This is a genomic window from Natronosalvus rutilus, from assembly GCF_024204665.1.
GTDB classification, from domain to species: domain Archaea; phylum Halobacteriota; class Halobacteria; order Halobacteriales; family Natrialbaceae; genus Natronosalvus; species Natronosalvus rutilus.
This window is the reverse complement of record NZ_CP100355.1, coordinates 3,475,235-3,497,883: the sequence shown is the minus strand read 5'-3', so window position 1 is coordinate 3,497,883 and position 22,649 is coordinate 3,475,235. Positions and strand designations below refer to the sequence as shown.

24 protein-coding genes and 1 tRNA gene are annotated in these 22,649 nt (G+C 65.8%); 17 read left to right on the top strand and 8 right to left on the bottom strand.

Annotated elements, in window-relative coordinates:
* Window positions 1–80: 80 nt before the first annotated feature.
* Entirely contained in the window at window positions 81–257 is a 177-nt protein-coding gene (locus NGM29_RS17025; RefSeq protein WP_254157921.1) for a hypothetical protein, read from the bottom strand.
* 115 nt (window positions 258–372) lie between these two features.
* Here NGM29_RS17025 and NGM29_RS17020 point away from each other — a divergent pair, with 115 nt between their 5' ends.
* Window positions 373–3,297, top strand: a complete 2,925-nt coding sequence (locus NGM29_RS17020) for a DUF1508 domain-containing protein (protein WP_254157919.1) — start codon at window positions 373–375, stop codon at window positions 3,295–3,297.
* Between the two features lie 161 nt (window positions 3,298–3,458).
* Here NGM29_RS17020 and NGM29_RS17015 read toward each other — a convergent pair whose 3' ends face one another.
* Complete coding sequence (locus tag NGM29_RS17015) at window positions 3,459–4,424, bottom strand: NADPH:quinone reductase (RefSeq protein WP_254157917.1); 966 nt, start codon at window positions 4,422–4,424, stop codon at window positions 3,459–3,461.
* A 143-nt stretch (window positions 4,425–4,567) separates the two neighbouring features.
* Here NGM29_RS17015 and NGM29_RS17010 point away from each other — a divergent pair, with 143 nt between their 5' ends.
* Window positions 4,568–5,344 (top strand): 4-phosphopantoate--beta-alanine ligase, encoded by a 777-nt coding sequence (locus NGM29_RS17010; protein WP_254157915.1) that lies wholly within the window; start codon window positions 4,568–4,570, stop codon window positions 5,342–5,344.
* A gap of 252 nt (window positions 5,345–5,596) precedes the next feature.
* Here the strand turns inward: NGM29_RS17010 and NGM29_RS17005 are convergent, their stop codons facing one another.
* From NGM29_RS17005 to NGM29_RS16995, 3 genes are all read right to left on the bottom strand, one after another.
* Window positions 5,597–6,055, bottom strand: coding sequence for a DUF7313 family protein (locus NGM29_RS17005; RefSeq protein WP_254157913.1), 459 nt, complete (start codon window positions 6,053–6,055; stop codon window positions 5,597–5,599).
* A gap of 244 nt (window positions 6,056–6,299) precedes the next feature.
* Complete coding sequence (locus NGM29_RS17000) at window positions 6,300–7,277, bottom strand: NAD(+)/NADH kinase (RefSeq protein ID WP_254157911.1); 978 nt, start codon at window positions 7,275–7,277, stop codon at window positions 6,300–6,302.
* Between the two features lie 13 nt (window positions 7,278–7,290).
* Window positions 7,291–8,601 carry a M28 family peptidase gene (locus NGM29_RS16995; RefSeq protein ID WP_254157910.1) on the bottom strand — a complete coding sequence of 437 codons (1,311 nt, stop codon included), beginning with the start codon at window positions 8,599–8,601 and terminating at the stop codon, window positions 7,291–7,293.
* 222 nt (window positions 8,602–8,823) lie between these two features.
* On the opposite strand from NGM29_RS16995, the gene pdhA reads away from it, so the two are divergent.
* The 7 genes from pdhA to NGM29_RS16960 all read left to right on the top strand — a co-directional run bounded on the left by pdhA (window position 8,824) and on the right by NGM29_RS16960 (window position 15,670).
* Window positions 8,824–9,903, top strand: coding sequence for a pyruvate dehydrogenase (acetyl-transferring) E1 component subunit alpha (pdhA, locus tag NGM29_RS16990; RefSeq protein ID WP_254157909.1), 1,080 nt, complete (start codon window positions 8,824–8,826; stop codon window positions 9,901–9,903).
* A gap of 179 nt (window positions 9,904–10,082) precedes the next feature.
* Window positions 10,083–11,306 (top strand): M24 family metallopeptidase, encoded by a 1,224-nt coding sequence (locus tag NGM29_RS16985; RefSeq protein ID WP_254157907.1) that lies wholly within the window; start codon window positions 10,083–10,085, stop codon window positions 11,304–11,306.
* A gap of 143 nt (window positions 11,307–11,449) precedes the next feature.
* A complete protein-coding gene (locus NGM29_RS16980; protein WP_254157905.1) occupies window positions 11,450–12,301 on the top strand; it encodes a prephenate dehydrogenase/arogenate dehydrogenase family protein in 852 nt (283 codons plus the stop codon).
* A complete protein-coding gene (locus tag NGM29_RS16975; protein ID WP_254157903.1) occupies window positions 12,298–13,806 on the top strand; it encodes a small ribosomal subunit Rsm22 family protein in 1,509 nt (502 codons plus the stop codon). The genes NGM29_RS16980 and NGM29_RS16975 overlap by 4 nt, the downstream gene beginning before the upstream one ends.
* Window positions 13,807–13,912: 106 nt before the next feature.
* A complete protein-coding gene (gene surE, locus NGM29_RS16970; RefSeq protein WP_254157901.1) occupies window positions 13,913–14,797 on the top strand; it encodes a 5'/3'-nucleotidase SurE in 885 nt (294 codons plus the stop codon).
* 50 nt (window positions 14,798–14,847) lie between these two features.
* On the top strand, window positions 14,848–15,078 hold the full coding sequence (locus NGM29_RS16965; protein WP_254157899.1) for an Rdx family protein: 231 nt from the start codon (window positions 14,848–14,850) through the stop codon (window positions 15,076–15,078).
* Window positions 15,079–15,235: 157 nt separating this feature from the next.
* Window positions 15,236–15,670, top strand: a complete 435-nt coding sequence (locus NGM29_RS16960; protein WP_254157897.1) for a helix-turn-helix transcriptional regulator — start codon at window positions 15,236–15,238, stop codon at window positions 15,668–15,670.
* 212 nt (window positions 15,671–15,882) lie between these two features.
* Here the strand turns inward: NGM29_RS16960 and NGM29_RS16955 are convergent, their stop codons facing one another.
* Entirely contained in the window at window positions 15,883–16,335 is a 453-nt protein-coding gene (locus NGM29_RS16955; RefSeq protein WP_254157895.1) for a hypothetical protein, read from the bottom strand.
* 211 nt (window positions 16,336–16,546) lie between these two features.
* On the opposite strand from NGM29_RS16955, the gene NGM29_RS16950 reads away from it, so the two are divergent.
* Window positions 16,547–16,864 (top strand): hypothetical protein, encoded by a 318-nt coding sequence (locus NGM29_RS16950; protein ID WP_254157894.1) that lies wholly within the window; start codon window positions 16,547–16,549, stop codon window positions 16,862–16,864.
* Between the two features lie 106 nt (window positions 16,865–16,970).
* On the opposite strand, the gene NGM29_RS16945 is transcribed toward NGM29_RS16950, so the two are convergent.
* Window positions 16,971–17,042 (bottom strand) — tRNA-Ala (locus tag NGM29_RS16945).
* A gap of 167 nt (window positions 17,043–17,209) precedes the next feature.
* Between NGM29_RS16945 and NGM29_RS16940 the strand changes: the two genes are divergently transcribed.
* The 6 genes from NGM29_RS16940 (at window position 17,210) to NGM29_RS16915 (ending at window position 21,003) form a co-directional block, all read left to right on the top strand.
* Window positions 17,210–17,602: a hypothetical protein gene (locus NGM29_RS16940; protein ID WP_254157892.1), complete on the top strand. Its 393-nt coding sequence runs from the start codon at window positions 17,210–17,212 to the stop codon at window positions 17,600–17,602.
* A 3-nt stretch (window positions 17,603–17,605) separates the two neighbouring features.
* The gene (locus NGM29_RS16935; RefSeq protein WP_254157890.1) at window positions 17,606–18,115 is read left to right on the top strand and encodes a hypothetical protein; all 510 of its coding nucleotides are present in this window, start codon (window positions 17,606–17,608) and stop codon (window positions 18,113–18,115) included.
* Between the two features lie 211 nt (window positions 18,116–18,326).
* Complete coding sequence (locus tag NGM29_RS16930) at window positions 18,327–18,794, top strand: 30S ribosomal protein S15 (protein ID WP_254157888.1); 468 nt, start codon at window positions 18,327–18,329, stop codon at window positions 18,792–18,794.
* A complete protein-coding gene (locus tag NGM29_RS16925) occupies window positions 18,795–20,081 on the top strand; it encodes an exonuclease (protein ID WP_254157886.1) in 1,287 nt (428 codons plus the stop codon).
* A complete protein-coding gene (locus tag NGM29_RS16920) occupies window positions 20,078–20,365 on the top strand; it encodes a KEOPS complex subunit Pcc1 (protein WP_254157884.1) in 288 nt (95 codons plus the stop codon). The genes NGM29_RS16925 and NGM29_RS16920 overlap by 4 nt, the downstream gene beginning before the upstream one ends.
* Entirely contained in the window at window positions 20,362–21,003 is a 642-nt protein-coding gene (locus NGM29_RS16915) for a 30S ribosomal protein S3ae (RefSeq protein ID WP_254157881.1), read from the top strand. The genes NGM29_RS16920 and NGM29_RS16915 overlap by 4 nt, the downstream gene beginning before the upstream one ends.
* 211 nt (window positions 21,004–21,214) lie before the next feature.
* On the opposite strand, the gene NGM29_RS16910 is transcribed toward NGM29_RS16915, so the two are convergent.
* Window positions 21,215–21,649, bottom strand: a complete 435-nt coding sequence (locus tag NGM29_RS16910) for a cupredoxin domain-containing protein (protein ID WP_254157879.1) — start codon at window positions 21,647–21,649, stop codon at window positions 21,215–21,217.
* Window positions 21,650–21,755: 106 nt separating this feature from the next.
* Between NGM29_RS16910 and NGM29_RS16905 the strand changes: the two genes are divergently transcribed.
* On the top strand, window positions 21,756–22,487 hold the full coding sequence (locus NGM29_RS16905) for a protein sorting system archaetidylserine synthase (protein ID WP_254157877.1): 732 nt from the start codon (window positions 21,756–21,758) through the stop codon (window positions 22,485–22,487).
* The last annotated feature ends 162 nt before the right edge of the window (window positions 22,488–22,649 follow it).

The following is a 22,649-nucleotide window of genomic DNA, read 5'->3' as shown; positions in this document are numbered from 1 at the left end:
TCGAGCCTCGGGTACGTCGCCCATCGGAGCCAAATCGCCTTTCGCTGGAACGGCCGAGAGAAGCGACACCTGCTTAAGTATCAGTTCGAGTTATCAGTTTCCCGGTACTGCCGCCGGTGCTCGAGGCCGTGATCGACGGGACTCGCCCGGTCGAACCGCATCGTTCGTGCGGTCGCGTCGTTCGACGATGCGGTTCCGACCGCGACGTCTGTGGCGTCTCCGGTCGCCGTGACGGCCCCGACCGAATCGGTGACCAACTGGTTTCGAACCGTCTAGGGCCGCGTCGTCCGCCGGTTTCCGAATATGTAATTCTAATTATTGGTAGCCAGAAGTTTATTATGGTTGAGTGTGGTGATGCACTCGAGTTTCAGAATGTCGTCTCTCAGTGACTTTCACCAAAATTTGTTTCGACTGTACGAACACTACGTCGGCGAGCCGGATTCGACGAAGGACGTGTACGGATTCTGGGTGTTCATCGCCGGCTATCTCATCGGGGCCGTGGGCGTCGTCGTTTTCGTCATCGGCTACGCGGGCGAGGAATCGTTCCTCCAGTTCAGGATTTCCGGCGTATCGGCCGCGACGGGGCTCGCGCTCTGCCTCTTCGGCATCGTCCTCCTGTTACCCGTCCGGAGACGGGGGATACAGGCCAGCGTCGTCGGACTGATCGTCGCCCTCGCCGGCGCCGTTTCCTTCGGAGTCGTCTACCCCACCCACTGGTACGATCACGGCGCCGAACTGACGGTCGAGGTCGTCGCGCTCTACGCGACCGGCGTCGCGATCATCGCCGGCGTAACCGCGCTCGTCCCCATCGTCACCGGTCGAAAGGGGATGTTCGTCGCGGAAGAAGGCGCGACCGAGGAGCCCCCGATTATGACCGGGGACTCCCTCGAGGGCGCCCAGTTCGCCGTCTTCCGCGACGAGGAAGGCGACTGGAAGTGGCACGTGCTCCACCTCGAGGCGCTCGCCGAGAGCGTGACCAGCGCGGTCACCCGTCCGGAGACGGAGTCGGGCATCGAGAACGTCAAGTCCCAGATCGGGTCGGCGGGCCTGATGGAGCTGACGACCTCGGCGTTTCGCCTCCACGAGGACCGCGAGGGAACCTGGCAGTGGACGCTGGCCCGAGACGACGGGAGCGTCGTGGGGACCTGCGCGAGCGAGTTCGACCGACGCGACGACGCCGAACAGTCGGTGAGTTTCCTCAAGGACCGCGGCCCGGGCGCGGACGTGATCGAGATCGAGGGGGCAGCCTTCACCTACACCGAACGGCGCGACCAGTGGTACTGGCAATTGCTCGACGACGACCGGCGCCCGCTGGCCGAGAGCGAGGAGGGCTACGCATCGATGGACCGGGCCGAGGCGGCCGCCCAGACGTTCGCCGAGCGGTTCGACCGGGCGCGACTGCTCGACGTCGACCACGTCGGCGTCGAACTCCTCGAGGAGGCCGACGGCTGGACCTGGCGGTTCGTCGACGAGGCCGACGAGGAACTGGCCCGGGCGACGACCGACTTCGAGACCAGGCGCGCCGCGGAGGACAGCGTCGAGGCGCTCCTCTCGGAACTCGAGTCGGCGTCGGTGACCGTCGCGAGCGACCCGACCTACGAGTGCTACGAGACCGAGGCCGAAGACGGCTGGAACTGGCGACTGGTCGACGAGAACGAACACGTCGTTGCCCGCAACCCATCGACCCACGGAAGCGAATCGGCGACCACCGAGGAGACCACCGCGTTCGCCGGCCACGCGACGGCCGCGTCCGTAGTGGAGATCGACGACGCCGAGTACGAGATCTATCCCTCCCACCGGATGGCCGCCGCGGACGGCGGCGAACTGAAACCCGTCGACGCAGACGACGCTGACGGCGTCGACGTCACCGACGGCATCGACGACGCCGAGGCGAACGACGAATCGACCGGTACCGACGAGCCGGCAGTGACTCAGGACTGGCACTGGCGCCTCGTCACGGAGGATCGGGAAGTCATCGCGGCCAGCACCGAGGCCCACCTCGGCGAGGACGCTGCCGAGGACGCCATCGAACGCGTCCGCCAGCAGGCCAGCGAGGCCGATCTCATCGAGTTCGAGAACGCCGCGTTCCAGGTCTACGAGGCCGATTCCGGCGAGTGGCGCTGGCGGCTGATCGACGAGGACGGCAACGTGCTCGCCGACTCCGGCGAGGAACACACCTCCCGCGGGGACGCCGCGGAGGCCATGATGACGCTCAAAGAGCAGGCGCCCGAGGCCGAGCTCCTCGAGATCGATACGGCTGCCTTCGAAATCTTCACCGAGGACGGCGAGTGGGGCTGGCGGCTGATCGACGAGGCCGGCAAGATGGTCGCGGAGGATCCGGCCAGCCACCCGACGCGGGCGGCGGCCAAAGAAGCCATGGAACGCCTGCTCGCCCACCTCGACTCGAGCATCCGGACCATGGACGACGCCATCTTCCAGACCTACGCCGACCAGGACTGGCAGTGGCGATTCGTGCTTCCATCGGGCGAAACCGTCGCCGTGTCCGCCGAAGAGACCTCGACCCGCGACGAACTCGAGCGCGCCATCGACGACGTCCGCGAGACGGCGGCGAACGGCCAGCCCACGACGATCGGCGACGTCTCCGTCCAGCTGTACGGGAGCGGGAGCGGCGAGTGGCGCTGGCGGCTCCTCGACCGCGAGCGGACGACCGTCACCGACGCCACCCGGACGTACGACTCGCGGGGTCGCGTGATGTCCGCCGTCAAGGGTCTGAAAGCACGAGCGGCCGACGCGCCGATCTTCACCATCGACACGGCGGCCATCCGGCTGACCGACGACGGCGGCTGGGCCTGGGAACTCATCGACTCCGACCGGGAGGTACTCGCGAGCGCCGTTGAAACCGAGCGCACCAAGGCGGACGCGATGGCTGTCGTCGACGAGGTCAGGCGACGGGCACCCATCGCCGGTCGCGTCGACTTCGACGTCGCCTCCTTCGAACTGTTCGCCGACGAGGACGGACGGTGGCGCTGGCGGCTGATCGACGAGAACGGACGCACCGTCGCGGTCGGGTCGGAGGGCCACGCCTCGAGCGAGTCCGCCCAGGCGGCACTCGAGGACGTCCGCGGGCTGATCGCGAACGCGAGCATCCTCGAGATCGACAGCGTCTCCTTCGAACTCCACCGCGCGGAGGACGGCTGGGTCTGGCGGCTGATCGACACCTACGGCGACGTGCTGGCCGAGAGCACCCAGAGCTACGAGCACCGGACCGATGCCCGCGAGGCGATGATGGCGGTGAAATCGCACGCACCCGAAGGCTGGATCACGTTCACCGAGTGATCGCCGGTCGTTGACGCGGATTTAGTTTTACTGGCGAACTCGTCGTCCGGAGCGTTCGGTTCGCTCGAGGGAAACGCGTCCCTCAGCCGAGATCGAAATCGAGTACGAAACCGAGAACGAGTCTCTCGAGCGCAAAACCGAGAGCGAGAACGAACAATAGCTTACGGTTCGATCACGAGTTTCCCGAACACACTGTCTTCCATCACGGCACGCTGGGCCTCGCCGGCCTCCTCGAGTCCGTACGTCTCGGCGATCTCGATCGACAGGTTGTCCGTCTCGAGGAGGTGCGCGACCCCGCGAAGTGGCACGCGGAGGTCGGGCGTATTGAACATGCTCATGAACTGGTAGTTGACGTCCTTCGAACGGGCAGCGCCGTCGTTCGTGAAGCCGGGGTCGGGGCTGTTTTCGCCGATGCCGACCACCCGCGCTCCGGTCGCCGCCACGTCGGCGTCGAACTGGAGGTAGTCGTCGAGGCGGTGGTCGAGAATCGCGTCGACGCCGCCGTCGCTGGCCTCGAGGACGGCATCGGCAAGGTCCTCCCGACCGTAATCGAGGACCGTCTCGGCGCCGAGGTCGGCCAGGGCGTCGTGGTAGTCGGGGCTCGCAGTCGTGAGGACGCGGGCGCTCACCGCGGCAGCGATCTGGACGGCGGCGTGGCCGACGCCGCCGGAGCCGCCGTGGACGAGGCAGTAGTCGGCGGGGTCGAGGGCAGCGTGGTCGATCAGTGCCCGCCAGGCGGTAACGGTGGCGACGCCGGCTGCGCCCGCCTGCGTGGCGTCGACGCCGTCGGGCAGGTGAACGACCCGATCGGTCGGAATCGTGGCGTACTCGGCGTAGCTCCCTTGGGCCGTCGCGTTGCCGATCCCGGTCCCGAAGACCCGGTCGCCCGGTTCGAAGCCCTCGACGGCGTCGCCGGTCTCGACGACGGTTCCCGAGACGTCCACGCCGGGCGTAAACGGCAGGGAAACTGGCTCGTAGGACCCGTCCCGGAAGTAGGTGTCGACGGGGTTGATGCCCGCTGCGGCGACCTCGAGGAGGAGTTCGTCGCTCCCCGGGTCGGGGCGGTCGGCGTCGACTACTTCGAGGACGTCCGGTCCACCGTGGGTTTCGAGTTGTACGGCGCGCATGTGCCTCGAGACGGCGCAGGGCGGCATAAATGGTGGCCTCCGTTCACCGTTCGCCCGGTCTGGGCCGGCGTCCGTGGCGGTATCGGTCCCACTCGAGACCCGCAATCGCGTCGTTTTTGTCCGACCCACTCGAGGTGACCGGTGTGAGCGACCACGAGACCGTCCCGGCGGAGGTCGAAGACGAGTCGGAGATCCCCGCAGATCACCCCCGGTACACCGACCTGGTGACCCGGCACCGAATCGAACGCGGCGTCGAGAAGGGCATCACCCACCTCCAGGGGATGCACGCCGAGGGCCGCGGAAGCGCGTTCGACTACCTCCTGGGCGAGGAGACGACCCCGAGCGCCGACGACGCCGAACGAGCGGCCGCAGCCCACCTCCTGCTGGCCGACCGACCAGTGCTCTCGATCAACGGCAACGTCGCCGCGCTCGTCCCCGCCGAGATGGTCGCGCTCGCCGACGCCGTCGACGCCGATCTCGAGGTCAACCTCTTCAACCGGACGCCCGAACGCATCGACGCCATCGCCAGCCACCTCCGCAAGCACGGCGCCGAGGACGTCAAGGGGATCGAGGCGGACGCCCTCATCCCGGGTCTCGAGCACGAGCGCGCGAAGGTCGACGCCGACGGGATCTACGCGGCCGACGTGGTCCTCGTCCCGCTCGAGGACGGGGACCGGGCGGAAGCGCTCGAGGCGATGGGGAAGACGGAGATCGTCATCGACCTGAACCCGCTCTCGCGATCTCCGCGCGTGGCGGACGTCCCGATCGTGGACAACATCGTCCGGGCGGTGCCGAATATCACCGCCCACGCGCGGGAGCTGGCCGACGCCGACGAGGCGACACTCGAGGCCATCGTCACCAACTTCGACGCGCAAGCGGCGCTCGAGGCCGCCGAAGCGCGGATCCGGAGCGGTTTCTGAGGAGAGACGGGGAAGGGGTTCTTAACGAGGTGCCGAGAGCCGTTTCTGAGCGAGGTACCGGGAACATTCTCTGAGCGAGATGCCGAGAACGGTCTCTGAACGAGGCACTGGGAGCCGTGCGATATTCGAGTACTCTCCGGCTACTCGAAGCGGACCTACCGAGAACGGGGAACCGCGAAACCAGGCGCTCGTCGATGGCGAATCGAGGGAAGAATCGGCACGCAGTTACCGATTCCAGGACGGGGTTACGGCTTACCAGGCGACCGAGTCCCAAAACGGGCTGAGCAGGAAGAACAGCGACTGGTAGGCGATGTACGCGAGGGCGACAGCCGAGGCGGCCATCGCAGCCTTGGGCCGCTCGAATGCCAGCTCCTGGCGGGCTTCGACCAGACGCGCCTCGAACTCGAAGAAGTCTGCGATGAGCAGGGTGATGGCGAGCGAGGTGAAGATGATCCCGGGGTGGAGGTCGACCGTGATGTAGTAGAACCCACCGAGGACGATCAGGAACGACGAGACGTCGAGGATAATCGGCCTCGAGACGGCTTCGGGACCGTCGTCCCGGGCGGCGGAGACGGTTCGATGGTGGGCGAGCACGCGAACGAACAGATTCGCGACGACGAGCCCGAGCAGAACGAACTCGATGAGCATGACGCCGCCGACGACCTCCTCGGCGAGGACGTCGACCGGGCCGAGCAGCGCTGGTGATAACATACTCGAAACACGGTGGTTCGTGCATTAGAATTTTTCCAATGTCGTGCGCGGCCGCTCGAGAGCGCTCGAGTGGCGAAAACGGTCGGTGTGAGGTCGCTACGGAAGGTTTGGCAGGATAGGTGCCGTCAGAACCAATGTGTGGTAGCCGTTCGGCCTTCGGAGCCAACTGGCCCACCGATTCTCGCGAGACCTCGAGTGACCCTCGAACGAATTCCCATTCGCTGCCTCTCGAACGATCCTCAATTCACCGTCCGTCGAACGGCCCGCGACTCACCGGCGTCTCGAGACAGGCGAGCGCGCGTTCGGGATCGGCCTGGATCGAGACAGACGCACCGACGCTGATCGTCTCGAGACAGCGGTCGTCGACGCAGAGCAAGACGTCGACCTCGTCACGCTCAACGGCGAGCGTGAGATCGTCGTCGGGCACCACCCAGTGGCGCGTCCGGGTCGTGAACGGGGCGATCGGGACCACCGAGAGGGCGTCCACGGCCGCCGACAGCGAGGGGCCGGAGGCGGCGGCCGCGTAGGCGTGGCTCCCGGCCGGCGTCGCCGCGACCACGCCATCCGCGCGGAACGCCGCGAGCGTGCTCCCGCGGCTGTGGACGCTGTACTCCGAGATCTGGGCCGGTTCGTCGGTGACGAGCGAGACGTCGAAGACGGCCCTCGAGACGACCGAATCGTCGGCGACGACCGAGACCAGTGGATGGCGCGTAATCGTCGCGTCGCCGCGACCGAGGGCGTCGATGGCCTCCTGGAGGTCGGTCAGGGCGACCGGAGCGACCCCGGCGCTGGTCGACACGGGGAGGATCGGCGCGTCGACGGCGTTCTCGAGCCTGGCGAGCGACGACAGCGCGCGGTCACCGACCGCGACGACGAGGTCCGGAGCGGCGTCGCGAACCTCGTCTGGCGTACCGGTGACGATCTCGAAATCGCCGTCGAGCGCGGTGAGTGCGTCTTCGAGTGCCTCCTTGCGTTCGCTAGCCCCTGCACCTGCGTTCTCGTCCGTCGCTCCGTCCCCACTAGCGAGCGTGCCGGAGCCGGCCGTTCGAGTCGAATCACCCGTCACGTCGTCGGCGACGATCCCGATTCGGGGCGCGTCGCCCAGCGTCAACCCGTCCTCGTCCATACGACTCTGTTCCCGGTGATCGACCAAAAACGTGCGGTTCCGAGCGCCGCCGCCGCACTCGCCGCCGTCCCCGTCGCTGAGTGTGTCGGTGGTCACACCACCGCTGTCGTCACTCGTCGTAGGGCCAGTCGCCGGTGATCCGCATTCCCTCGGCGAGGTCCTCGGCCTCGAGTCGCTCGACGATCTCGTCGGTCGACTTCGGCTCGGTGGTCACGTCGTCGCTCGCGAGCCTGACGACGTACTCGGTGAGGAGGATGGCCTGTTCGAGGAGGTCGCGCTTCTCGAGTTTCTCGAACGTGTCGGCGAAGGTGTGGCCCCAGCCGCGACCGACCTCGTCGGACGTGCTCATCACGTGGGTGCCGGGGACGCCCCACCGAACGAACGGCCAGTGGTCGCTGTGGGGCCCCAGCTTGGGGATGGTCTCGATAGGATGGCCAAAGCGGTCTGACACCTCGTCGGCGACGTCCTCGAGGGCGTCGAAGCCGTGAGTCGTCAGCGAGAGCGTCCGCCCGCGGACTACGCCGTCATTGTTGACGATAGCCTTGATCCGATCGCGATCGGCAGTGTCGGCGTGGTGTGCTGAGCCGACGAGGCCGACCTCCTCGGCGCCGTAGGCGACGAACTCGACGCGCGTCTCGAGGTCGTCCTCGCGGGCGGCGAGGGCGTTCGCGAGTTCGACCATCATCGCGGTGCCGGCGCCGTTGTCCAGGGCTCCTTCCGCGATGTCGTGGGCGTCGACGTGGCTCGTGACGAGCACGCGCTCGTCGGTCTCGGGACCGAGTTCGGCGTGGACGTTCTGGCTGTCGGCGTCCTCGATTGTCGCCTCGACGGCGACCTCGATCTCCTCGCCGTCGAACCGCCGGGCCAGCCTGGCGCCAACCTCGCTCGAGACGCCGACGGCCGGAATCTCGCCGACGGGGTTTTCGGGCGTCCCGACGCTTCCCGTGGGTGGAAGACACCCCTCGACGTGGTTGCGGTAGACGAATCCGGCCGCCCCGTTCTCGACCGCGTGGTAGTATTTCTCCCGCCGGTGGACGTATCGATCGTAGTAGTCCGGGATGTCGCTTCGAACCATAACGACCGTGCCCTCGAGGTCTACGTCCTCGAACTGCTCAGGGAGGCCGTACTCGAGGTCGACCAGCGGGGCCGTCGCCGACGCCGAGGGGCTGCGGGGAAGCGCGATGCACTCGAGTTCCAGGTCGCCCGCTCGAATTGCACTCGAGTCGCGTTCCCAGCCCTGGATCGCGAAAGATTCGAGTCTTGCGTTCCGGGCGCCAGCGGCTTCCAGCGCGTCGCGCGTCAGTTCCGCCGCCTCGCGTTCGCCCGGCGAACCGGTCATACGGTTGCCGACGTCGACGAGGGCCTCGAGGTGGTTCCAGCCGCGATCACTGGTGAATACGTCGCCGATCCACGTGGACATGTGCCGGAGTAGGTCGGCCTGATAGCCTAACTGTTAGGGATCCGGCCGTCGGGAACGAGCCGGGGTCGACGGATCGTCAAAAATTGCCCGAATCTACGGACAATTCTCGACGAATCGTTGTAGTGGTTTAAGTAGCGATGAATCATCTTCACCATATTGGGGTAATGCCCATCATTTATTAGCTAGTACGGCATCTTACCCGATAGACCGTTGGAATCTACTATGGCCAGTCACGTCGATGAAATCGTTCGTGTGTTGCCGGAACTCGAAGCCGATGCCGACGAGGACGAGGGCCCGCAGTACCCCCTCACCCACTCCGAGGAGACGCTCCTCGAACTCTACGAGACACAGGTACTCGCCCGAACATTCGACGAGAAAGCGATCAGTCTCCACCGCCAGGGACGGATCGGCACTTATGCCCCCATGCAGGGCCAGGAGGCTGCCCAGATTGGCGCCGCGATGGCGCTTCGCGACGAGGACTACCTCTTTCCGACCTACCGCGATCACGCGATGTATCTCTCGCGTGGCCTCCCGCTCTCGGAGGTCATCCGTCACCTGATGGGGCGAGGGAACTACGTCGACCGCCAGGACGAGGCGGACCTCCGGACGTTCCCGATCACCATCCCCATCGCAACCCAGCTCCCACACGCTGTCGGCATGGGCATGGCCTCGAATCTCAAGGGCGACGACGTCGTCTCGATGGCCAGCCTGGGCGACGGCGCCACGAGCGAGGGCGACTTCCACGAGGCCCTCAACTTCGCGGGCGTCTTCGAGGCGCCGACCGTCTTCTTCTGTCAGAACAACGGCTACGCCATCTCGGTGCCACGGGAGCGCCAGACGGCGAGTGCCACCATCGCCCAGAAGGCCGACGCGTACGGCATCGAGGGCGTTCGCGTCGACGGCAACGACGTCCTGGCCGTCTACGACGTCGTGAACGAGGCCCTCGAGCGTGCGCGGAACGGCGGCGGCGCGACCCTCATCGAGGCCGTCACCTACCGTCGCGGACCGCACACGACCACCGACGACCCCGACGTCTACCGGGACGAGGACGAAGCCGACGAGTGGACCGACCCTCTCGAGCGCACCCGCGAGTACCTCGAGTCGACCGTCGGCTGGTCCGACGAGGACGAGCAGGCCGTTCGCGAGCGGGCCGAGGAGCGTGTCCAGTCGGCAGTCGAGACGGCCGAATCCGAGTCCGACCCCGACGCCGAGACGATGTTCGACCACGTGTACGCGGGCGAGCACCCCCGCTACGCCCGTCAGCGACGACAGCTTCCCGACGACCCGTCGCTCGGACACTGAGCCGGTTCCGGGCCGTTTTCCGGCGTGTCGCCGTTCGTCGCTGTCGCCAATCCTCGAGCGTTTTTCCGAAATCGCGACGCGCCTATCGATTCGACCCCGCAGTATCGTCAGCGGCACTCGAGCCTTCGCACTGTTCCGCTTTCCCGATAATTATTAGCGCGGCACGCCCACGCTCTGGCATGGAGATCGATCTGTCACCACTCACGGACTTCCTCGTTGCCGAGGAACTCGACGCCTACCTCATCGACGACGACGCGACCGATTCCGACCAGCGCTACGTCTCCGGATTCTCGGCGCCCGACGCCTACCAGACGCTCGTCACCCCCGACGGCGAGATCCACCTGCTCGTCTCGGGCCTCGAGTACGGCCGGGCCGTCAAGGAGTCGGGAGCCGACACCGTCACCCGGCACGCGACGTACGACTCCCAGGAACTCATCGCCGAGCACGGCCGCTACGAGGGATTCCTTCGCGTCCTGGAGCAGTTCCTCGAGGATCGGGGGGTCGCCTCGGTCGCCGTCCCGCGCAGCTTTCCAACCGGGACGGCCGACGGCCTCCGCGACCGCGGCCTCGAGGTGACCGTCGAGTCCGACGGAATCGTCGGCGAGCTTCGCTCGGTCAAACACGACGAGGAGATCGAGCACGTCCACCGCACGCAGCGAGCGAACCAGGCGGCGATGGCCGTCGCCGAGAGCCTGATCGCCGGGGCCGACGTCGAGGACGGCGTCCTCCACCACGAGGGCGAACCGCTGACCAGCGAGCGCGTCACCGAGGAGATCGAGGTCGCGCTCCTGCGAAACGGCTGTTCGCTCGACGAGACCATCGTCGCGTGCGGCGAACACGGCGCCGACCCCCACGACCGCGGGAGCGGCCCGCTCGAGGCGAACGAGTTGATCGTGATCGACATCTTCCCGCGCGACAAGGAGACGAAGTACTTCGGCGACATGACCAGGACGTTCTGTCGGGGCGACCCGACCGACGAGATGCGGCGTCGCTACGAGGTCACCCACGAGGCCTTCGAGGCCGGCCTCGAGGCGATCGAACCCGGCGCGACCGGCGCGGTCGTCCACGACGCCGTCTGCGACGTCATCGAGGACGCCGGCTACGCCACCTTTCGGAGCGATCCCGGCACCGAGACGGGATTCATCCACAGCACCGGCCACGGTGTCGGCCTCGACATCCACGAATCGCCGAGTCTCTCGCCGTCGGGCGAGGAACTCGAGGTCGGCCACGTCGTCACGGTCGAACCCGGCATCTACGACCCTGCGGTCGGCGGCGTTCGTATCGAGGACCTCGTCGTCGTCATCGAGGACGGCTACGAGAACCTCACCGACTATCCGATCGACCTCGAGCCGTCGGTTCGCGCTGAACCGAGCGAGTGGGCACAGGCCGAATCAACCGAGTGAGGTGGTGCGCGCCGACCCAGCCAAGTAAGTCGGTGCGTGCCGAACCGACTCGAGCGAATCGATCGCGCCCCGCACCGACTCGAGCGACGGGGCGCCGCCGCCCACCGAACCGTTTTTGCGCCGGCGACGGGTAGCGGTCCCCAATGGAGGTTCTGATCGTCGGCGCCGGCGCGATGGGAACGTGGTTCGGGGAAGCGATAGCCGACGATCCGTCCGTCGACGCGACGCTGGCGTTCGCCGACGTCGACGAGAATGCCGCCGAGCGGGCCGCCGAAACCGTGGGCGGCACCACCGCCGACCTGGATGGAACGACGACCTACGACGCCGTCTGCGTAGCCGTCCCCATGGGTCGCGTCGAGGAAGCGGTCGAGCGCCACGCGAGGCGGGCCGAACGCGCCGTCCTCGACGTCACCGGGGTGATGGCGACCCCGATCGAGGCGATGGCGGCCCACGCCGACAACCTCGAGCAAGCGAGTCTCCACCCGCTGTTCGCCCCCGAGCGCGCGCCAGGGTCGATCGCGACGGTTCGCGCCCGAGAGGGGCCGGTCACCGACTCGCTGCTGTCGGCGCTCGAGTCGGCGGGCAACCGACTCGTCGAGACCACGCCCGAGGAACACGACCGGGCGATGGAGTCCGTCCAGGCGGCGGCTCACGCCGCGGTCCTGTCGTTCGCGCTCGCGGCCGAACGCGTCCCCGAGGGGTTCCAGACGCCGATTTACGACGACCTCGAGCGACTCGCGACCTACGTCACCGGGGGTAGCCCTCGCGTGTACGCGGACGTCCAGCGAACGTTCGACGGGGCCGACGCCGTCGCCGAGGCCGCTCGAGCGATCGCCGACGCCAACGACGAGGCGTTCGAGGCGCTGTACGACGAGGCGGCGGACCAATGGAGTGCTCGAGACCGACCCGACGATGGTGAAACGGACATCACGGACGACGGCGAAACGAGCGTCCAAAACACCGCCGAGAATGCGAACGGAGGTGAGCGCGAGTGACCGACCAGCGCGAAGCCATCCGGTCGAACGCGAAGTACCTGCGCCAGGTCCGGCCGATCGATCCCGAGGAGATCAGCAGCTACGTTGAGGGCGAACCACACCCGGCCGTCGTCGCCCAGATCCTCCGCGAGGAGGCCTTAGATCTCGGCCTCGTCGAGCGCGAGGACGGGACGTTCGCCCCCGTGAGCGACGAACCGGTGCCGCCGCGGTCGGCGGCCACCAGCGACCCCGTTCATCGACTGCCCGAGCGGTACGTCACCCGTCTCGAGGAGGACCTAGTCGACCGCTACGGCGTGGACTGGCACGAGGGCCCCTCGGGTTCGCTCCTCCGGTCGACGATCCGGCGCATGAAGTCCCAGTACCTCGAGCGACGGTCGGTCTCCTACGACGAGGACGTCGCCGCCGGCTACGCCATCTACCACCTGCCGGCCTACTACGCGGCGATCCAGTACGCCCTGGACGACCTCGCCGAACGAGGGCTGCTCGAGCGACGGTTGCGCGTGCTCGACGTCGGGGCCGGCGTCGGCGGCCCCGCGCTGGGACTGTTCGAGTTCCTCCCCGACGATTCGCTGGTGGACTACCACGCCGTCGAACCGGGTGAGGGCGCCGACGTGCTCGAGGCGTTGCTCGAGGAGACGGGGCAAAACGTCCACGCGACGATCCATCGGACGACCGTCGAGGCATTCGATCCGGGGTCCCTGGACGATAGTCGCGACTCCGACGCAGACGACGCGGACGACGCGGACCCCGCGTTCGACCTCGTGCTCGCCTGTAACGTCCTCAGCGAACTCGAGGACCCCGAAGCCGTCCTTCGACGGACGCTCGAGTGGCTCGCACCCGATGGCTCGCTAGTGGCGATGGCGCCCGCCGACAAGAACGCCAGCATCGAACTCCGGGAACTCGAGCGAACCCTCGAGGCCGACGGCGTCACCGTCTACGGACCGACCGTTCGGCTGTGGGGCGGCGAATCGCCTACGGATCGGGGCTGGTCGTTCGACGTCCACCCGGACCTCGAGGTGCCGTCGTTCCAGCGAAAGCTCGACCAGGCTGGGAAGGGCGCCGACCCCGGCGAGTTCGTCAACGTCGACGTCCAGTTCTCCTATTCGATTCTCCGGCGGGACGGAACCCGACGGATCGCTATCGGGCTCGAGGGGAGCGGGCGGGCGAAGATGGCCGAGATGGAACGCCACGTCACGAACCGAATCGACCTGACGGCCGCGAAACTCAGCCACTCCCTGAGCGAGGCCCGTGGAGGGGACGGCGGTGGCCGAGGGCGCGATGCAGATGGCCGGAAACCGAACCCGATTTTCAAGATCAGCGACGGCAGCGAGGCCGTCGACCACTACGCCGTCGTGACGAACGAGACCGCGCTTAATCGGCCCCTGCTCGAGGCCGAGTATGGTGACGTACTCGCGTTCGAGAACGTGCTCGTCCTCTGGAACGACGACGAGGGCGCGTACAACCTCGTCGTCGACGAGGAGACGATCGTCGATCGGATCGGGTGAATCAGTCGAATCAGTTGAACTGGCTGAATCGGCTGACAGGGTCGAACCGAGAGGCCCAACGTTCCCCAAACGGAGCACTTTTCGACCACGACGCCAACGGATGGGTATGAGCGAGCGCGAGCGCGGGCGCAACCGAGATCGAGACTGGGATCGGGATCGGGACGACGACGGCCTCGAGATCCTGCTGACGAACGACGACGGGATCGACAGCCCCGGCCTCCGGGCGCTGTACGATGAACTCTCCGCCCTCGGAACCGTGACGACGGTCTCTCCAGCCACCGACCAGAGCGCGATCGGCCGCGCCCTCTCGAACGACGTCGACGTCGAGGAACACGACCTCGGCTACGCCGTCCACGGCACGCCCGCCGACTGCGTCGTCGCCGGCCTCTCGGAACTCTGCCCGACCGACCCCGACCTCGTCGTATCAGGGTGTAACGAGGGCGCCAACCTCGGCGAGTACGTCCTCGGGCGCTCGGGCACCGTCAGCGCCGCCGTCGAGGCCGCGTTCTTCGACGTACCCGCAATCGCCACGTCGATGTACATCCCTACCGGCGACCTCGCGTTCACCGACGTCGAGACGACCACCGAGGACTACGTCCTCGCCGCCGACGCGACCCGTTACCTCGCCGAGCGCGCCCTCGAGTCCGGCGTCTTCGAGACGGCCGCGTACCTCAACGTCAACGCGCCGATGCCCGACGGCGCGACCGAGAGCGTCGACCTCGCCCCGCTCGAGCTCACACGCCCGTCGAAACGCTACGAGATGGACGCGAGTCGCCACGAGACGGGCGTCACCCTCCACGACCGCGTCTGGGAGGACATGGACCCCGACGTCATCCCCGACCCCGAGGGGACCGACCGACGGGCCGTCGCCGAGGGTCGAATCAGCGTCTCCCCGCTGACGGCCCCGCACACGGTCGCCGACCACGACTCGCTATCGGATCTCGTGTCCTCCTACGGCCGACTCGAGGGACGTTCGCGTCCGGAGTTCTGAGATCACCTAGGGCCGCCACCACTTTCCGTATCCGGGTCGCCAGTTGTGACATGACCTCCCTCGAGATCGAGTACTGTCACCCCTGTGGCTTCCTCGACCGGGCACTCGACGTCCAGGCGGCCGTCATGCGATCGTTCGGCGGCGAACTCGAGTCGGCGACGCTCACCGTCGGCGACCACGGGGTGTTCGTCGTTTGCGTCGACGACGCGGTGGTCTTCGACGTCAGCGAGGAGTCGTTCGACGTCGACGAGATCGTCAGAGCGGTCCGGGCCGAACTGTGACGCGGGCTGATCGCCGAATTGGGGTTAGCAAAGCTGTTGGATTCGATGCAATTCTCGAGAACCGACTCGACACCGGACACATATAATACTGCGAGCACAAGAGAAAGGTAGGAGCACATCCTATCAGCGATGTCAACCGAGGCTGGTGATTACACAAATGGTATTCAATTCACTTCGAGACCGTCTTTCGTCCCTCTTCGGATCGGAGACTGCCGACGCTGAATCGGTCGACGGCCAGTCGGCTTCCGGGACGCCCTCCGATCCCGATGCGACCCCCGAGGAACCGACCACAGGACCGGCCGCTCGAGAGAACAAGGAGACGTTGAGTTACGCCGAACAGGTCGAGTACGGCGCCAGCGATCGCGAAATCGCCGACGAGGACAAAGTTCTTCGCCTCCTCGTCAAACGCGGCGGGCGCGTCGACGAAACGACCATCCTCGAGGAAACGGGATGGAAGGAATCACATCTGTCGAGAGTCGTCGAGGAGATGGAAGACGACAATCAGGTCAGTGCGATCACGGTCGGGCGAAAGCGCGTCATCTGTCGGCGCGGCTTCGAGCCCAAGGGGTACCGGTCGCACCTGAACGAGTAACTGGGGGATTTTACGGGGGTCGGGGACTTCTCGAGAGCAACCGGCGCGAGAGCTGGCTTTCCGATTTCGCGTCCAGGGCGGTATTTCAGCCGTCGTCGGGCTCGAGGGGGTGTGATGTGGCGTGGTTCTGGCGGGACGCTTCTGGCCAAATCCGTTTCACCACGTGGACCGACGCCCTTGAAACGGTAGCAGCGAAGATAGATCAGATGCGGCTACGAGATCGCCGCAGATACACGCTCGAGCGCGTCGTCTAGCTGGGATTCGTGGCGGCCGAGCATCTTTCGCATCACTTCTTCAGCAGCCATGTCTGCAACGACCCCGTCTGGGATCCAGTTCTGGTCCGTCGGCGTCCCTCGACCCTGTAGTTCCAACACGGCGAACTCGGCGATGTTAGCGTGTTCGATGTAATGGGTGGCGAGGTTCGCGTACTCCCACGCCGTCCGCGGGTCTTTGAAATCCACGAGCGATTTGCGTCTTTCGTACCCCGATTCGATTCCCGTCCGGAACGAAACCGAGTATACGTTTGCGTTTGCCCCCGTGTCGCTTTCTCGAGCGTAGTTCACCCCCTCTTTCGAAACGACGTATGTGGGGGTAACGAAGACACCTATCTCCCCATTTTTGTAGCCGTCCTCAGTATCCTCCCACGCTGCATGATGTGACACCATTTAGCGTCCACTCGGTTTCTCATCGCATAGAGTTTTTGGACTGTCAATCTACTGTCAGTGTTCTAACTGGGTTCGTGGCGTGTTGGCTCGAGGGCCCCTAAAAAGGGCTTCCTCGAGCTCGACTAGAGACGGACTAATACTCGGTCCACTATCTTCAGTTCTACACCATTATTCACCAAATATTATGTATCAAAAGGTGATTTGCTCAGATATGCCAAAACGGATCACGGATTATCGCGAGGCAGGAGAGAAGACACAGATGGCTATGGATTACTGTGCTCTGAATAAAGTCGTTCCCAGGAAATCGGATGATCCCTATCTTCCAGAATCCTGGAAAGGAATCCCATCTAGCGAGGTGAGGGAAGGGATGGAACGGGAATTCGGTACCCAGGTAGCAAGTGGGACCGGGACGTACATGTGGCAAAGGATTGGTGCAGACCACGATATCGAAGCGGCACTATCATTCCTACAGGAACGTCGTGAGGAACTCTTAGATGGTGACCTGCAAGAATTGGCTGGCTGGAAGTAGTAGCCAACATCTGGACGAAGAGTGCAATTGATTCTTAGTTCGAGTATTGTGTACGCGACCCAAGAGGAAAAGCAATTCAGGATTTAACGACCTGAAAATTCACACATGGACTTGCCGGGATTTGAACCCGGGGCCTCTCCCATGCCAAGGGAGTGATCTACCGCTGATCTACAAGCCCTCCTACGCACCTTCTGCTTTCCGGCGGGCATAGATAAACCCCTCGAATTCTCCGCAGGGACGCTACGCTGGCACATGGTTTTCGGGCGCTCGAGCCCTCCTCCATCCGACAAACCAAACCCACCCGCTCCTCGAGTTTAAATACCATGCCGAAGCCAGAGCCGGTGTATGAAACTACACTTCAGGCGGGCAATGGGCATCTACCTCCGGACGTTTCCGTTCGTCCTCCTTCGGCTGGGCATCGGGCTCGCACTCGGTATCGCATCGCTCCTCTACTTCGGCGCCATCGGCTGGATGGCCTACACGTTCGTCGACACGGGGACCATCTCGGGCTGGATCGCCATCGTGGGCTTCCTGGTCGCGCTCGCGCTATTCGTGAAGGCCTGGCGGCTCCTAGTCAGATACGTCCTCTACATGGTCAAGGCGGGACACATCGCCGTCATCGCCCACGTGATCGAAACGGGCGAGGTTCCGCCGAACCAGGTCACTTACGGGATCGAGCAGGTCAAAGCGAACTTCACCGAAGCCAGCGCCCTGTTTGCCGTCGACCAGGTCGTCTAGGGAGTGCTCGAGCAGTTCGTGGAACTCCTGGGGCGGGCCCTGGCGCTCGCAGCGACGTACATCGACGAGGCGATCGTCGCCCACCTGTTTGTCACCGAGGAGGACAACCGCTGGCAGGCCGCGGGCGACGGACTGGTGTTGTACGCCAAGACCTGGAAGTCCGTCCTGGGCTCGACGCTCCTCATCGTGGTGGGAATGTACGCGGTCACGGCGGCGCTCCTCCTGGCGCTCACGCCCCTGGCGGGTGCGTTCGGTGGCCTCTCGACGACGGTCGAGTTCGCCGGCTGGCTCGTCGTCGGGGCCATCGTGTTGACCATCTACACCGGGCTGCTCAAACCGTGGGTGAAGACCGCCGTCATCACGACGTTCCTGCTCGAGTCGCGGAATCACTCGCCGGACGCGAAGACGCGGGCGCGGATCGAAGCGCGCTCCGAGAAGTTTCGCGAGTTGCTCGGGCGGGTCGACGCGGAGGACGAAACGAAAGCACGGGACCGCCCGGCGGCCCCGGCCTGACCGGAGCACCGCCGAGTTCAGACACTGCGAGACGCAGGTCGCAACGTTTTTGCCTCCAACCGAGAAGGATGAGGTGGGAAGCGCGCGGCCGCAAATCTGACTTCGTCACCCCGCAGTTGTCGGGTGACTCGGGATTGCGGAAGTGCATCCAGCGAGAGCTGACAGTTGCAACGGTACGCCTCGCGGTCAGTGCGGTTCCTATCCTCGACCAATGGCACGAATGCACACCCGCCGCCGTGGCACGTCCGGTTCGGACAAGCCAGCGGCAGACGAACCACCGGAGTGGAGCGACGTCGACGCCGAGAAGATCGAATCTCGCGTCGTCGAACTGGCAGAGCAGGGGCACGATCCGAGTCAGATCGGCCTCAAACTTCGCGACGAGGGCGTCACGGGGACGCCGATCCCGGACGTCAAACTGGCGACCGGCAAGAAGGTCACCGAGATCCTTGAGGAGAACGACGCGAAAAGCGACCTCCCCGAGGATCTCCACAACCTGATGGAGCGAGCGATTCGACTGCGCGAGCACGTCGAAGCGAACCCCCAGGACGCCCAGAACAAGCGCGCCCTGCAGAACACCGAGTCGAAGGTTCGACGCCTCGTCTCGTACTACCGCGGGACGGAGATCGACCCCGACTTCGCGTACTCCTACGACGCGGCCGTCGAACTGCTCGAGGAGTAGATGACGATGGAAGGTCGCGCCACGGTCGATTCGTCCGCCTCGCCGGCACCGACGCTCGAGCGTCTCGAGAGTGCCGACTTCGTCCGCATTGTCACGCGGGCGGACGGCGACGGACTGGCCGCGGCCGGCCTTCTCGCCAGAACCCTCACCGACTGCGAGACGCCGTTCCAGGTGACGGTCGGCAAGACGATCGGCGATCGGACGGCGCGCCTGCAGCCGAGCGACGATCGCACGCCGGGAACGGTGTCGGTCGCGATCGGTCCGCACGACGCTGGCAGCGATACCGACACCGACGCCGACGTCGCGGACGTCGTCTCCCTCGAAACCGAGACCCGCCCGGCGACACTCGCCGCGGCCGAACTCGCCTGCGACCTCGAGGGCTCGCCCGACCCCGTGCTCACTCTCGCCGGATCGATCGCGGCCGGAATCGAACCCGGTGCCGGCGAGTCCGAGTGGGTGCTCGAATCGGCCCTCGAGAGCGGCCGACTGGAGCGACGACCCGGTGTCGGCGTTCCGACTGCGGACGTCGTCGACGGTCTCACCGCGTCGATGGGCTGTCTCGCACCCTGGTCGGGTGACGAGGGCGCCGTGGCTGACGCGCTCGAGGGGCTCGGGATCGACGTCGACGTCACCGGCGATGGTGACGACAACGATGGTAACGGCGACGCTATCGATCTGGACCCAGACTCGGACCCGGACCCAAACACCCACCGAACGATCGGCTCGGTCGTCGCCCTCGACGTCGTGAGCGACGACGACGCGAGCGAGCACGCCGCGACGGCGATCGGGCGGTTTCTCCGCCCGTACGCGATCACCGACGGCCGGCCGTTCGCCACGCTCGAGGGCTACGCTGACGTCCTCGAGGCGACGGCAGCGCTCGAGGCCGGAACCGGCGTGGCCCTCGCGATGGGCCACGAGGCCAGAAAGCCCGCGCTCGAGGCCTGGCGGACCTGTGGACGACGCGTCCACGCGGCTATCGACGACGCGTCGACGGGTCGGTACGACGGCCTGTTCGTCGTCGACGTCGGTGACGCGCCGGTCCGACCGGCGGCCCGCCTCGTGCTCGCCTACCGATCACCCGAGCCTGCAGTACTCGCGCTCGGAGACGAGGAAGCAGCGCTCGCGACGCGAGACGCCAGCGGCTTCGGGCCGACGCTCGAGGCCATCGCTCGCGACCTCGAGATCGGCGCGGTGTACGACGTGGGTCGGCGTGGTGGAACGCTGCGATACGGCGACCGCGAGCAGGACAACGAGACGGTCATCGCGGCAGTGAGGGAGCACCTATGACGGAGCCGAACGCGACGCGACGAGCGACGATTCGGGCGCGAATGGAGGCCGACTCAGCGACGATTGCGGCGGCCATCGCTCCGGACAACACGTCGGAGATGGCGACGCGACTAGAGTCGGCTGACGACGGGTCGACGGCCATCGTCACGCGAATCGAACGCGAGACGACGGGTGGGCTCCACTCGACTGTCGACGATTACGTCGTCAACCTGGATGTCGCGACGTCCGTCGCGACAGTAGCACAGCACGGACGAACGAACGACACAGATATCAACACACAATGAGCGAACGATCAGTTTCACGCGCGAAACAGGAGAAGCGGTGGTACACCGTGCTCGCCCCGGAGCAGTTCGACCGGGCGGAGCTCGGCGAGACCCCCGCCGACGAACCCGAACAGGTCTACGACCGAACCATCGAAACGACGCTCGGCGAACTCACGAACAACGCCAGCGAGAACAACACCAAGCTCACCTTCCAGGTGAACGACGTCGGTAGCGACGCCGCGTACACGGAGTTCAAAGAGCACTCGCTGGCTCGCGACTACCTGCGCTCGCTAGTCCGCCGTGGCGCCTCGAAGATTGAGGCCTACGTCACGGTCCTGACGACCGACGACTACCGCCTCCAGATCCAGCCGGTCGCCTTCACCACGAAGAAGGCCGACGCGAGCCAGGAGAAGGCCATCCGCCAGCAGATGGTCCAGATGGTCGAGGAAGCCGCTGCCGACCGGACCTTCGAGGAACTCATCGACAGCATCGTCGAGGGACGGCTCTCCTCGGCGATCTACGGCGAGTCGAAGACGATCTACCCGCTTCGACGCGTCGAGATCCAGAAGACGACGCTCGAGGCCCACCCTGAGGAAGTCGCCGAGGAGGAGGCGACCGCGGTCGACGTCGACGAAGAAGACGTCGCCGTCGACGAGTAGACTCCCTGTCGATCGATTTTTCGAGCGCTTCGGGTATAGCGGTGCGTGGGTTGAGAGGTGGGTTCTTCGAGTTCCGCGGGTTCCTCAGGTTCCTCGAGTTCTTCGGTCTCTTCGATCACTTCGATTTCCTCGAGTCTTCGATCGCTTCGAGTGCCTCAGTATTATCGAGTTTCTCGAAACGACCTCGAAAAACGCGCCGCCGAGTCGCGACTCACTCGGTGACGACGACGCGGCCGACCATGCCGCCGCCGACGTGTGGAACGCAGATGTAGTGATAAGTGCCGGGAACCTCGAACGTGTACTCGAACGTGTCACGGATGTCGATTGCGCCGCCGTGATCGTCGTGCCAGGCGTCCTCGGCCGATTCTTGATCGTCGTGGCCGCCGGTCGCGAAGTACTCGGCGCCGTCGGGCAACCTCCCCTCGATCGCGGTGATGGTGTGGATCGACTCGCTCGTGTTCTTCCAGACGACGGGTTCGCCGACGGTCGTCTCGTACTCGGCTGGGAGGAACTCGTTCCGGGTCATCCCGATGTCGTACTCGGATTCGCCGAAGACCTGCTCGCCAACGTCCCCGACGACCGTACAGCCCGCGAGCCCCGCCAGGGCCGCGCTGCCAGCCGTGGCGAGGTAAACGCGCCGGTGCATACCGGACGTTCGGACAGGCGAGACATAACCCGCTCGGTTGCTCCCGCTGTGCTGGAATCGGGCAAAACGGAAACAAGTAAGAGCGCTGCCGGTCGAACCCGGGTGTATGCTGCCCCGGTTCGTCGGCCGACTCGGAATCGCCGACGCAGTGACCATCGCCAACGCGGGCCTCGGATTCGTCGCCGTCGTCGTCGCGTTCGTCGACATTCGTCTCGCCGCCCGATTGATCCTGCTCGCGGCGATCGCCGACGGACTCGACGGCATTCTCGCGCGCCGGTACGGCGGGACGGCGGCCGGCCCCTACCTCGACTCGCTGGCGGACGTGGCCTCCTTCGCCATCGCGCCCGCCGTGCTCGCGTTCGTCGTCGTCAGCGACGGGCTCGGAATCGGCTTCGAAGCGGTGTCCGTCGAACTCGGGGTCGTTACCGCCGTCTGTGCGCTGTTCGTCGCGATGGCCGTCGCCCGCCTGGGCCTCTACACGGCCTACGACACGGCCGACGACTACACCGAGGGCATCCAGACGACGCTCGCGGCGACGATCATGGGTGCGGCGATCCTCGCGGGTTACCCAGTCGACGACCCCTGGCTCGTCCTCGCCATCACCGGCGCGTTCTGTTACCTGATGGTTTCGCGGATTCGGTACCCCGACCTGCTGGCTCGAGACGCGCTCATCATGGGCGTCGTGCACGCGATGGCCATGCTTGTCCCGAACGCCGCGGGCCGGACGTTCCCCTACGCCCTGCTCACGCTCGGCATCGCCTACATGACGCTGAGTCCGTGGTTCTACTGGCGCGAGGAAACCACTCCGCTCGAGGAACGCGCCGCTGGCGTGGAGTAGCCGACGCCGAGTTCGAACGGGTGCGAACCGATCCCCTCTCAGAATCGTGCCTCGCGTGGCACACTCCGTGGCCAGATGGAAACGCTTAGGAGCATCCTGACACGATTCTCCGGTATGAAGACGGAACTGCGTCACCGCACGTCGACGGGTCACCGGGTGGTT